Origin of the sequence: Gallibacterium faecale (assembly GCF_027920745.1) — a bacterium.
In the GTDB taxonomy this organism is placed as follows: domain Bacteria; phylum Pseudomonadota; class Gammaproteobacteria; order Enterobacterales; family Pasteurellaceae; genus Gallibacterium; species Gallibacterium faecale.
In genome coordinates, this window is record NZ_JAQIBB010000068.1 from 1 (window position 1) to 12,066 (window position 12,066).

At 36.9% G+C, this 12,066-nt stretch carries 14 protein-coding genes and 1 riboswitch; of the genes, 7 read left to right on the forward strand and 7 right to left on the reverse strand.

Going from position 1 to position 12,066, the window contains the following annotated elements:
* Positions 1 to 24: 24 nt before the first annotated feature.
* Positions 25 to 597 carry a ribosome biogenesis GTP-binding protein YihA/YsxC gene (gene yihA, locus PF272_RS07525; RefSeq protein WP_271142324.1) on the reverse strand — a complete coding sequence of 191 codons (573 nt, stop codon included), beginning with the start codon at positions 595 to 597 and terminating at the stop codon, positions 25 to 27.
* A gap of 53 nt (positions 598 to 650) precedes the next feature.
* Positions 651 to 1,088: a DUF805 domain-containing protein gene (locus PF272_RS07530; protein WP_271142273.1), complete on the reverse strand. Its 438-nt coding sequence runs from the start codon at positions 1,086 to 1,088 to the stop codon at positions 651 to 653.
* 249 nt (positions 1,089 to 1,337) lie between these two features.
* On the opposite strand from PF272_RS07530, the gene eno reads away from it, so the two are divergent.
* A complete protein-coding gene (eno, locus tag PF272_RS07535; protein ID WP_065234696.1) occupies positions 1,338 to 2,639 on the forward strand; it encodes a phosphopyruvate hydratase in 1,302 nt (433 codons plus the stop codon).
* Between the two features lie 64 nt (positions 2,640 to 2,703).
* Here the strand turns inward: eno and PF272_RS07540 are convergent, their stop codons facing one another.
* From PF272_RS07540 to ubiK, 3 genes are all read right to left on the reverse strand, one after another.
* Positions 2,704 to 3,393 (reverse strand): metallophosphoesterase family protein, encoded by a 690-nt coding sequence (locus PF272_RS07540; protein WP_271142274.1) that lies wholly within the window; start codon positions 3,391 to 3,393, stop codon positions 2,704 to 2,706.
* A 7-nt stretch (positions 3,394 to 3,400) separates the two neighbouring features.
* Entirely contained in the window at positions 3,401 to 4,663 is a 1,263-nt protein-coding gene (nadR, locus tag PF272_RS07545; protein WP_271142275.1) for a multifunctional transcriptional regulator/nicotinamide-nucleotide adenylyltransferase/ribosylnicotinamide kinase NadR, read from the reverse strand.
* A gap of 117 nt (positions 4,664 to 4,780) precedes the next feature.
* Complete coding sequence (gene ubiK, locus PF272_RS07550; RefSeq protein WP_065234288.1) at positions 4,781 to 5,041, reverse strand: ubiquinone biosynthesis accessory factor UbiK; 261 nt, start codon at positions 5,039 to 5,041, stop codon at positions 4,781 to 4,783.
* Between the two features lie 88 nt (positions 5,042 to 5,129).
* Positions 5,130 to 5,270, forward strand: a riboswitch (FMN riboswitch).
* A 219-nt stretch (positions 5,271 to 5,489) separates the two neighbouring features.
* Between ubiK and ribB the strand changes: the two genes are divergently transcribed.
* The gene (ribB, locus tag PF272_RS07555; protein ID WP_271142276.1) at positions 5,490 to 6,128 is read left to right on the forward strand and encodes a 3,4-dihydroxy-2-butanone-4-phosphate synthase; all 639 of its coding nucleotides are present in this window, start codon (positions 5,490 to 5,492) and stop codon (positions 6,126 to 6,128) included.
* Positions 6,129 to 6,181: 53 nt separating this feature from the next.
* Here ribB and tusA read toward each other — a convergent pair whose 3' ends face one another.
* Positions 6,182 to 6,421, reverse strand: a complete 240-nt coding sequence (gene tusA, locus PF272_RS07560; protein ID WP_271142277.1) for a sulfurtransferase TusA — start codon at positions 6,419 to 6,421, stop codon at positions 6,182 to 6,184.
* A gap of 74 nt (positions 6,422 to 6,495) precedes the next feature.
* On the opposite strand from tusA, the gene pepQ reads away from it, so the two are divergent.
* Genes pepQ through hemG form a run of 3 tightly spaced genes read left to right on the forward strand, consistent with a single transcriptional unit; the run spans position 6,496 to position 8,964 of the window.
* On the forward strand, positions 6,496 to 7,818 hold the full coding sequence (pepQ, locus tag PF272_RS07565) for a Xaa-Pro dipeptidase (protein ID WP_271142278.1): 1,323 nt from the start codon (positions 6,496 to 6,498) through the stop codon (positions 7,816 to 7,818).
* 8 nt (positions 7,819 to 7,826) lie between these two features.
* The gene (locus PF272_RS07570; protein ID WP_065234292.1) at positions 7,827 to 8,438 is read left to right on the forward strand and encodes a YigZ family protein; all 612 of its coding nucleotides are present in this window, start codon (positions 7,827 to 7,829) and stop codon (positions 8,436 to 8,438) included.
* Positions 8,439 to 8,448: 10 nt separating this feature from the next.
* A complete protein-coding gene (gene hemG / locus PF272_RS07575; RefSeq protein ID WP_065237684.1) occupies positions 8,449 to 8,964 on the forward strand; it encodes a menaquinone-dependent protoporphyrinogen IX dehydrogenase in 516 nt (171 codons plus the stop codon).
* Positions 8,965 to 9,019: 55 nt separating this feature from the next.
* On the opposite strand, the gene rpsT is transcribed toward hemG, so the two are convergent.
* Positions 9,020 to 9,283 (reverse strand): 30S ribosomal protein S20, encoded by a 264-nt coding sequence (rpsT, locus tag PF272_RS07580; RefSeq protein ID WP_271142279.1) that lies wholly within the window; start codon positions 9,281 to 9,283, stop codon positions 9,020 to 9,022.
* 287 nt (positions 9,284 to 9,570) lie between these two features.
* Here rpsT and murJ point away from each other — a divergent pair, with 287 nt between their 5' ends.
* Positions 9,571 to 11,136, forward strand: a complete 1,566-nt coding sequence (murJ, locus tag PF272_RS07585; RefSeq protein WP_271142280.1) for a murein biosynthesis integral membrane protein MurJ — start codon at positions 9,571 to 9,573, stop codon at positions 11,134 to 11,136.
* A gap of 1 nt (position 11,137) precedes the next feature.
* Positions 11,138 to 11,998: a DMT family transporter gene (locus tag PF272_RS07590; RefSeq protein ID WP_271142281.1), complete on the forward strand. Its 861-nt coding sequence runs from the start codon at positions 11,138 to 11,140 to the stop codon at positions 11,996 to 11,998.
* The last annotated feature ends 68 nt before the right edge of the window (positions 11,999 to 12,066 follow it).

The following is a 12,066-nucleotide window of genomic DNA, read 5'->3' on the forward strand; positions in this document are numbered from 1 at the left end:
ATATTTGGGCTTATTTGTTGGTATTTAGTCAGTGGTGGTGGCAAACCATTCATCTAACTTCTGAGCAAGCTTATCAACGCCAATACGGTTTAATGCGGAGAAAGCTTCAACTTGGATATCCCCTTGGAAAGGTAAGATTGCTTCTCTCACCATTTTTAATTGTTTGCTGCGTTCACTTTGGCTTAATTTATCTGCTTTAGTGAGAAGTAATAGTATCGGTAAATCAGCACTAACTGCCCACTCAATCATCTGTTGATCGAGATCTTTCAATGGATGACGAATATCCATTAAGATGACTACTCCGCCTAAACATTCTCGTTTTTGTAAATACTCACCTAATGATTTTTGCCATTGTAGTTTTAGTTTTTCTGGTACAGCAGCATAGCCATACCCAGGTAAATCAACGATTTTACAGTTTTCACTGACTTCAAATAGATTAATCAGTTGTGTTCTACCTGGGGTTTTAGATGTTTTTGCTAAAGTTTTTTGATTAGCAAGTGTATTCAATGCCGTTGATTTTCCTGCATTGGAACGGCCAGCAAATGCAATTTCTACACCAGCATCTGCGGGTAATTGAGTGATATTCGCTGCACTCATTAAAAAGTGAGTTTTATGGTAATTGAGTTTAAATTCACTGGTTGACACAATAATTATCCTTTTTTGAATGTAATTGTTTCGCCTTTTTCACCATAAGGGTTTGCAGTTGGTTGGCCGAGGAATACTCCCCACTCCATTAGTAACATTGCAACAATAAAAATAGGAAAAAATTTACCTAAAATAGATTGCATAATGCCTTGGCTATAAGGCGCAATCATGACACAGCACAATGGAACAAATAAGATAACGATGGCTTTAGCTGAACGCCCACGATCATGTAAACGTTTAATAATAATAGCGAGCCAGCAATAGACAATCAGCAATAATGGAATAATTGCACCCAGAGCTGTTGTCGTATGTTGTAACCATTGTTGGACAGGAAGAATATTCGCAATAATGAATAGCACTACGGCACAAAGTCCAGAACCAATCCAGAAACCTTGTCGGTTTAATCTTCCTTTAAAAGAAAAAAGTGCTTGGGTAATGTACATAATGCTTGGTGATTAAAAAAGAGCCTATTTTTAGAAAGTGAGCAATTATACAAGGAAACCATTGAAAAAAGCGAAAAATTTGTTGCTTTTTCTAAGGATTATATAAGGATTTTAGTGGAGAATAAAAAATCTTAATTGTGATCAAGTTCACATCATTTTTTACAAGACAAAAATTAAAAATCGTTTTAATATTAGCAGCGTTTTTGATTTCTATCTTTGAAAATTAACTTTAAATATGAGGAAAAACAAATGGCAAAAATCGTTAAAGTTCTTGGCCGTGAAATTATCGACTCTCGTGGTAACCCAACAGTTGAAGCTGAAGTTCATTTAGAGGGTGGTTTTGTTGGCTTAGCAGCTGCTCCATCTGGTGCGTCAACTGGTTCTCGCGAAGCATTAGAATTACGTGATGGTGATAAATCACGTTTCTTAGGTAAAGGTGTATTAAAAGCTGTTTCTAACATCAACGACATCATCGCTCCAGCATTAATCGGTAAAGATGCAGCACAACAAGCTGAAATCGACCAAATTATGATTGATTTAGATGGTACAGATAACAAATCTAAATTAGGTGCTAACGCAATTCTTGCAGTTTCTTTAGCAAATGCAAAAGCAGCAGCAGCTTCTAAAGCATTACCACTTTATGCTTGGATTGCAGAATTAAACGGTACTCCAGGTCAATATTCTATGCCATTACCAATGATGAACATTATCAACGGTGGTGAACACGCGGATAATAACGTGGATATCCAAGAATTTATGATTCAACCAGTTGGTGCAAAAACTCTACGTGAAGCATTACGTATTGGTGCAGAAGTATTCCACAACTTAGCGAAAGTATTAAAAGCAAAAGGCTTAAGTACAGCGGTTGGTGATGAAGGTGGTTTCGCACCTAACTTAGAATCTAACGCAGCTGCATTAGCTTGTATTAAAGAAGCAGTTGAAAAAGCAGGTTATGTTTTAGGTAAAGATGTGACTTTAGCAATGGACTGTGCATCTTCTGAATTCTATAACAAAGAAACTGGTATGTATGAAATGAAAGGTGAAGGTAAGTCATTCACTTCTAAAGAATTCACTCATTACTTAGAAAAACTTTGTGAAGAATATCCAATTAAATCTATCGAAGATGGTCAAGATGAATCAGATTGGGAAGGTTTCAAATATCAAACAGAAGTGCTTGGTGGCAAAATCCAACTTGTTGGTGATGACTTATTCGTAACTAATACTAAGATTCTTAAAGAAGGTATCGAAAAAGGTATTGCTAACTCAATCTTAATTAAATTCAACCAAATTGGTTCATTAACAGAAACTTTAAATGCTATTCGTATGGCGAAAGAAGCAGGTTACACAGCAGTAATTTCTCACCGTTCAGGTGAAACTGAAGATGCAACCATTGCTGATTTAGCAGTAGGTACAGCAGCAGGTCAAATCAAAACTGGTTCTATGAGCCGTTCAGACCGTATTGCTAAATACAATCAATTAATTCGTATCGAAGAAGCTTTAGGTGATAAAGCACCATTCTTAGGCTTAAAAGCAGTGAAAGGTCAAGCTTAATCTGCATGAATAATTAAAATAAAAACTGCACCTTGATGGTGCAGTTTTTTTATGCAAGCTAAACTTAATTTCGATCATCAACTCCAATTAGTAAATAACGACCATTAATATCGCTTAAACTACGAAAGCCAATATTAAAAATCTGATATGGACGAACACGACCTTTTACTTGTGTGTAATCGAAGTTGTCATGATGGTGGCCATGAAAGATCTTTTTTACCCCCATGCTTTCCGCTAATTTATTAATTACAGCGAAGCCAGAAGGATGAGGTTTAGGGGCTTCATGACAAATCAGAATGTCTGCTTGTTGGTTTGCTAGAGTATCTACATCTGAAGGGAAAATAGATGTACGGTGACGTAATGGTAACCCACCATTCCAAATTTTATCTTGTGTACAATATTGGCAATAATGAATTGGATCAAGAAATAAAGGTTTGTTTGGCGGCATCCAGATTTGTCCTCGGAATACACCGCCTAGACCAGCAATTTTTACTCCTTCAATCTCAACAACTTTACCGTGAAGATTACGTTGTTTCCATTGGCTGCCCCAAATTGCCTCGAAAGCTGCAACAGTTTTACTGTCATGATTACCATGGATAAACCAAAGATCACAGTGTTGTGCAAGTCTATCAAGCTCTGAACAGTCCGTAAGCTGTAAATCACCTAGGATAATCAACGAGATCGGTTGATTATCCTGAATAAATGGATAGAGATGTTCAAAATATCCGTGAGGATCGCCAGCAAAAAGAAGCATGGATTACTTATTTCTCCTTATCATCAACTGCTTCATGGACAGATTCATCATTAAGCACACGTTCGACAATTTTTTTCACTTGAGCATAACGTTCTAGATAGCTAGGAGATTCAATCTCGATATAAGGAATATTATATTTTTCGAGTAATTTTTTCAGTAATTGTTGAAAACGTTGTCGTTGTTGCTGAGATCCTAAACTACGTAAACCATCATCTACCCAAGCCGTATTATTTTTTAGCAGAATTGTGATATCAAAAGGGTATTCTTTGATCATTGAATCTAAGAATGGATGGGCTTTTCCTTCATATTGGATACAAAATGCTTGTGTAGTAATAAAGTCAGTGTCAATAAAAGCGACTTTATGTGCGTGACGTAATGCATAATCTACATAACGTTGATGACCTAGTGCCATTAGAGGGTAATCAGAATATTGCATTGCTTGTTCATTTCCCCCTAACTTTTCAAAGACAAATTCACGCCCATATTCCCAAGCAGATGTTGTATTGAACACAGCAGCGAGTTTATTCACTAACATTGTTTTACCACTGCTTTCACCGCCTAAAATTGCAATCGTTTTGGCAAAGAATGGGCGAACTTCTTTTGGAATAAATTTCCAATATTGGAATGGATGATTGCGAATCTTAGTCGCGGAAACATTAAAGAATTCACGTTGTGGATCAACCAAAACAACTTCTAAATGTAAGTATTTTTCATAAGGTTCTTTGTCTTGTGGTTCACTGGTGAATACAACGCTCGGTGTGAAATGTTTTTCTTTAAATAGCGTTTTAACACGTGAAGACCAATCTACCCAACCGTTTGGATAAGAGGCGATACCATCTTCGATAAGATGATGAATAAAGATTTGTTTTTGTTGATATTTAAAGATTTGTTGCATCCAACGTAAGCGATCTTGCACTGTTGGCATTTTTTTCATCTTACTATCATAGAATAGCTTTAAATCGCGTTCCGTATCACTACAAACAATAACGTGTAATTCATCCACCTTACTAAAGGCTTCATAAATCATATTAATATGCCCTGTGTGAACAGGGTAAAATTTACCAAAAATTACGCCAACTTGCTTGTTTGGGGTATTGGAAATTTGTAGTGCATGGTGGATTGCATTAAGTTTTTTAGCACTTGGATTTTGGATTTTACCACCGACAAGTTGATTGTAATAAGCACGTGTAATTTGTGCTTTTTCACAAACTTCAGCAACTTTCATGCCTAATTGTTTGCGCTTTTGTTGTAGGTAAAGAAAATCAGTCATATTTTGCTCCTTGAATGAGAAGCATAATACGCAACAAATGACATATTGTCATTATTCTTATGTTGTCTATATTAGCTATTTTTAAGATTGATTACACATTAAAGTGTATTTTATATGCTACGTTTTTGGCGTTTCATTTTGTTGTTGTAATAATGCGTCAACACGAGCTTCTAAAGCGGTGAGTTTTTCACGTGTACGTAATAATACTTGTGTTTGTACATCAAACTCTTCACGAGTGACAACATCTAATTTAGAGAGTTGAGCTTGTAAGACTTGTTTTAATTTTGACTCGACATCATTACCAATGTCTTTGATACCTTGAGGTAAGTTGTTTTGGACTTGCTGAATGATTTCTTCAATTTTTTTAGGATTTAACATAAGCACCTCATAAAATTTAATGGATTTATTGTAAGAGAAAAACGGGAAATTTACTAGGCAAGGCAAATTTTTTCTTTTATACTTCTTCCCGCATTCTCAGGGCGGGGTGAAATTCCCCACCGGTGGTAAGCGTCAGTAAGCCCACGAGCGTTCATATTTGTATATGAAGTCAGCAGATTTGGTGAAAATCCAAAGCCGACAGTGATAGTCTGGATGGTAGAGAATAGCGGTATCTCAAAGATAAAAACACTATTTAATCTATTTAAATAGTGCTTTAATGTTATTAATCTTCAATATGATAGAAATGATCTTATTTAGGCTATATTCACTGATATAGCAATAAGTTAATTTGTAGCATATAGAGATTAATATCAATTATTTTCTTGTCTGCCGTACTTCCCTTATAGCCCTGATTCTGGTACTAACAATTAACAAAGGATAATTTACCATGAGTCAGTCAATTCTTTCTCAATTTGGCAACGCAGAGCAACGTGTGCTTAATGCGATTTCTGCCTTACAACAAGGCAAAGGTGTATTAGTGTTGGATGATGAAGATCGTGAAAATGAAGGTGATTTGATCTATCCAGCGGAAACCATTACGCCAGCACAAATGGCAAAACTTATTCGTTATGGAAGTGGGATTGTTTGCCTTTGTATTACAGATGAACTTTGCCAACAACTCGATTTACCACCAATGGTAGAAAATAATACGAGTGTAAACCGTACTGCATTTACCGTAACGATCGAAGCGGCAAAAGGTGTTTCTACGGGGGTATCAGCACAGGATCGTGTTACCACAGTGAAAACAGCGGTAGCAGATGGTGCTAAACCAAGCGATTTGCATCGTCCAGGACATATTTTCCCATTACGTGCGAATGATAAAGGTGTTTTGGGGCGTCGTGGTCATACGGAAGCTTCTGTTGATTTAGCAGAATTAGCTGGTTTTAAACGTGCGGGAGTAATTTGTGAAATTACTAATGATGATGGCACAATGGCGCGCGCACCAGAAATTGTGAAATTCGCTTTAGAACAAGGTTATCCAGTAGTCACTATTGAAGATTTAGTGGCATATAAATTAAGTCATTAAGCGATACTGAATAAAGATGCCTAATGTTGATAATAATAACATTAGGCATCTTTTTATTTCCCTTTCTTAATCCAGTATTGATAAGGTATTGTAGCGGTTTCACTTTGTAATAATGTATGTTCCATAAATTGGCAGAAACCGGGGATATCTCGGGTGGTGGCGGGGTCATCAGCAAGGATTAATAAAATCTCTCCATTCTGCATTTCACGAATTTTTTTGCGTACTAACATGACAGGTTCTGGGCAGCGTAGTCCTTGTGTATCAAGTGTTTGATTAATTTTCCATTCGGTCATATGATTGCTACTTATTATGAATAAAGTGGTAATGATACTGCATTTTTAGTCGAGATGGGATAGTGGAGGAAAGAATGAAAACGTTATTCAATGCACATTTAGCACATATACAAGAGATTATTAAAGAGGCTCTATCTTGTTGTCGTTTGGATGGCGTTTGGATTTATGCAGGGCAAGCAGATCATTATTTCTTAGATGATCAAACAAAATCATTTCATATTAACCCTTATTTTAATTATGCAGTACCTATGCCAAAGGCAGAGGGCAGTTGGATATTTTTAGATGGGTATAGCAAACCAAAACTATATTTCTATCAACCTAAAGATTATTGGTATTTTGTAGAAGCATTGCCTGATGATTTTTGGTGTGATGCCTTTGAATGGGAGGTCATTACTCAACCAGAACAAATTAGACAAGTGATCAATAATCGTACTAATTGTGCTTTTATTGGTGAAGATGAGCAGTTAGCAAAATCATTAGGCTTTTTCTCAATTAATGACCGTAAGTTATTGAATATTCTTAATTATTATCGAGCGTACAAAACAGAATATGAAATAGAATGTATTTTCCAAGCACAAAAGCCAGCCTTATTCGGACATATAGCAGCAAAACAAGCGTTTGAAGAGGGACAAAGTGAATTTGCGATTAACTTAGCCTATTTACAAGCTAGTGAGCAGTCGGATCTCAATGTACCTTATGGCAATATTATTGCAATTAATGAACATGGTGCAGTATTGCATTACAATCGGTTAGCAACTAAAGCGCCAGAAACACGACGTAGTTTTTTAATTGACGCCGGGGCAACTTATTTAGGATACGCATCAGATATTACTCGTACTTATCAATATGAAAAGAATGATCTGTTTGCAGGATTGTTGCAAGGTATGGAACAAATGAAGCGAGATATTATTGCTGAATTACAAGTGGGCTATAATTATTTGACTTATCATACTCAAGTCCAGCAACGAATTTCAAAGTTACTGCAAGAGAGCGGTTTAATTAACTTACCGGCTGAGCAAATTTTTGATCTCGGGATTAACCGTGCTTTCTTACCACATGGCTTAGGGCATTTCCTTGGTTTACAGGTGCATGATATTGGTGGTTGGCAACAAAATAAACGTGGAGCAATTAAACGCCCACCAGAAGTTTATCCTAGTTTACGTTGTACACGTGAATTAGCTGAAGGAATGGTATTAACGATTGAACCTGGTTTATATTTTATTGAATTATTATTGCAAGAATGGCGAGCTCATCCATTAGCAGATAAATTTGATTGGCGTGCGATTGAAATGCTAAAAGGTTTTGGTGGAATTCGTACAGAAGATAATATTGTGATGAGGACTACTGGAGCTGAAAATTTGACAGTAAAAATGCAACAAGCGCTGAACCTTAGCTAAGAGGTACTATGCAATATCCTGTATTACAAGAACCTGTTAGCTTTAGTGAAGAAATTAAAAAAAGTCGCTTTATTTGTTATCTACAACCAGTCAAAAATCTTGAAGAAGCGAAACAATTTTGGCAACAAGTCAGAGCAGAACACCCTGATGCTCGGCATCATTGTTGGGCGACAGTCGCTGGTGCACCAAATGATTCACAACAATATGGATTTTCTGATGATGGTGAACCATCAGGCACAGCAGGCAAGCCTATGCTGAATGTGTTGTTAGGTAGCGGTTTGGGGGAAATTTGTGCCGTTGTTGTGCGTTATTACGGAGGCATTTTATTGGGAACGGGTGGTTTAGTACGAGCTTATGGCAATGGGGTACAGCAAGCACTAAAATTAGCCAAAACAATAATTAAAATTGAACGAGAACCGTATCAATTAGTGTGTCAATATCCACAATGGGCTTGGTTGGAACCAATGTTAAAACATTTTGATGTGGAAATTTTACAGCAACAATTTACGGATCAAGTCTGTTTGACTTTAGCGATTGCCCCAGAAGAAGCCAGCCTGTTAGATCAGCAATTAAATGAACGTTCTGCAGGACAACTCCAATTACAACGAAAAGAAGATTGAGTAATACTTTATGAAAACATTAATTCTATATTTAACGCATGATGGACAGACTCGTAAAATTGCTGAAGCAATTTCTGCACAACTTACGGGGCAATGTGTAATGGCAAATTTGCTGGAAAATATGAATATTGATTTAACGCCTTATGATCGTGTGGTGTTAGGTGCTTCTATTCGTTATGGGAAGTTTAGTCCAAAACTCTATACATTTATTCGTGAGCATAAACAGCAGCTAGCGACTAAAAAAGGGGCATTATATACCGTTAACTTAACGGCGCGTAAGGCGGATAAAAATACACCACAAACTAATGCCTATACGCGTAAATTATTAGCCAAAATTACTTGGCAGCCACAGTTAGTTCAGGTGTTTGCAGGTGCATTATTTTATCCGCGTTATACTTGGTTTGATCGCACAATGATTCGCTTCATTATGAAAATTACTGGGGGAGAAACCGATCCTCGTAAGGAAATAGAATATACAGATTGGAAACAAGTGGCTAAGTTTGCTCAACAGATAGAAGAGTTATAAGCAATAAAAAACCGCCAGTTAAAGGCGGTTTTTTATTACAAATTTCAAAAAATAATTAAGCTAATTTTTTGATTTGTGCAGATAATTTAGATTTGTGATTTGCTGCTTTATTTTTGTGGATTAAGCCTTTAGAAGCCATTCTATCCACTACTTTTTGCATTTCAACAAAAGCTGCTTCTGCAATTGCTTTATCACCAGCCGCTACTGCTGCATAAACTTTTTTAATATAAGTACGCATCATAGAGCGTTGGCTCGCATTGTGTTGACGGCGTTTTTCAGATTGAACCGCACGTTTTTTTGCTGACTTGATATTAGCCAAGGTCAAACTCCCAAAATTTCTAATTAATTACACTAAAAATGAAAGGCGTAAAATATGCCTACTTTTTAAGCCTTTGTCAATTTATTTATTGCCTATGCCGCAATTTGCTTCGAGAGTAAGCAGTGGCAATGATGGGCTTGCCTCAGTGAGACACAACCGAAGTAAGCCAAATAAAAGGCGGGCAAAATTTTACCAGTTTTTTAACTGAGAATATAGCGTAAAAAGTAAAAATCTATACAATGAGCCGTAATTTTTGCCAAATAAATAAGAAAAAATGGTAGGTCGTTTTGAGTAAAGTTTTATTAAAATCAGGGATTATCGTGAGCAGTATGACATTACTGTCACGAATTTTAGGATTAGTGCGTGATGTTGTTATTGCAAATCTACTAGGTGCGGGCGTAGCGGCAGATGTGTTTTTATTTGCTAACCGAATTCCTAATTTTTTACGCCGTTTATTTGCCGAAGGTGCATTTTCTCAAGCCTTTGTGCCTGTATTAGCTGAATACCAAAAAGAGGGTGATTTAGATAAAACACGGGCTTTTATTGCTAAAGTATCAGGAACATTAGGGGGCTTAGTGACTATTGTTACATTACTGGCAATGATTGGTTCGCCAGTGGTTACAGCCATTTTTGGTACTGGTTGGTTTCTCGATTGGATGAATGATGGTGCTGAAGCAGAAAAATTTACTCAAGCATCATTATTGTTAAAAATTACCTTTCCTTATCTTTGGTTTATTACGTTAGTTGCGTTATCTGGAGCGATTCTAAATTCAATTGGTAAATTTGGTGTGATGTCATTTTCGCCAGTATTATTGAATGTTGCGATGATTGGTACTGCTTTATTTCTTGCGCCTCATTTAGAGAACCCTAATCTTGGATTGGCGATGGGTATCTTTCTTGGTGGTTTATTACAGTTTTTATTCCAGATCCCTTTCTTAAAAAAAGCAGGATTATTAGTACGTCCTCAGTGGGCATGGCGTGATCCCGGAGTAGTAAAAATTCGTACTTTAATGATTCCCGCCTTATTCGGGGTGTCAGTGAGTCAAATTAATTTATTGTTGGATACCTTTATTGCTAGCTTCTTGATGACAGGATCAATTAGTTGGCTCTACTATTCTGATCGTTTACTAGAATTCCCATTAGGATTATTCGGTATTGCAATTTCTACAGTTATTTTACCAACGCTCTCCCGCCAACATGTACATAATGAAGATGTCAAAAGTAACCTTGCGTTCCGACAAACATTAGATTGGGGCGTAAGAATGATCTTATTATTAGGCGTGCCAGCAATGGTAGGAATTGCTCTATTAGCACAACCTATGTTGTTGGTATTTTTTATGCGAGGTAATTTTGTGTTAAGCGATGTACAAGCCACCTCTTACTCTTTATGGGCGTTTAATGCAGGATTATTAAGTTATATGCTGATTAAGATCCTAGCTAATGGCTATTATGCACGTAAAGATACGAAAACGCCTGTATGCTATGGCATTATTGCGATGGTAAGTAATATGTTGTTTAACCTCTTAGCTATTCAGTTTAGCTATGTAGGGTTAGCGATGGCTTCAGCAATGTCTGCAACCTTAAATGCCTTTTTATTATATCGAGGATTAGCAAAACAGGATGTTTATCATTTCTCAATGAAGAGTTTGATCTTTTTTGTCAAAGTAGTGCTTGCGGCAAGTGTGATGGGAGGCGTATTATTTTATTTCACACCAATGTTATCTGAATGGTATGCAATGCCTTTTGTTTGGCGAGTTGGTTGGTTAGGCGGCTTAATTGTAGCTGCCGCAATTTGTTATTTATTAGTATTAATTTTGCTTGGTGTGAGAAAAAGAGATTTATTGGCACACTAATATGAGCATTTTACAATCAATGTGGATGGTTTTTGCCAGTGCAACTTTTGCAATCATGGCAGCGTTTATCAAACTTGCCGCTGAAGATGGGGCAAGTTTGGGCGCAATCATTTTTACTCGAGGTTTACCATCAGTTATATTGATTTGGTTGTGGGTATTATTTGATCGTCAACATAGAAGTTTTAAGACCCCACGTTTACGTTCTCATCTTTCTCGCAGTATTTTTGGTGTTATTTCTATTTGGTGCGGATTTTATGCTTATGCTCATTTACCTTTAGCTACCGCAGCTAGTTTAAATTATACCACCACATTATTTATTACTTTTTGGACGGTTCTTACTTCTGTTGTTGCTCGAAGTGTCATCCAGATTTTAGCCGTTGGACTCGGGTTCTTAGGCGTACTCGTGGTATTACGTCCCAGCATTAATGCCCAAGATTGGTTTGCAATTTTAGTTGGCATATTGGCGGGATTAAGTGCTACTGGGGCGGTATTGACCGTGAAAAGATTAGGACAATCAGGTGAGCCCGTATGGCGGACAGTATTTTATTTCTCTGTATCAGTGACAGTCATTGGTTTTTTAGGTTTCTTGTTTGCTGATAATTATGTAGCCGATTTCCATTCAACCGGCTATTTATTAGGTATCGGTATTTTTGGTTTATTAGGGCAGTTAGGACTAACTCGTTCTTTCAGTTATGGTGCAACCGTATTAACAGCCACTTTGCAATATACAGCGATTATTTTTTCCGCATTACTTAGTTTATGGTTATGGGATACTTCGATTGATTTGTTAAGTTGGCTAGGAATGTTAGTGATCGTTGCCTCTGGCGGGTTATGTGCATACGCCGCTAAAAAATCATCTTAAGCAGAATGTTCCGATGACAGCAATGGGGTATGACGTTTTACACCCTATGACAATCTGCGTATAATACC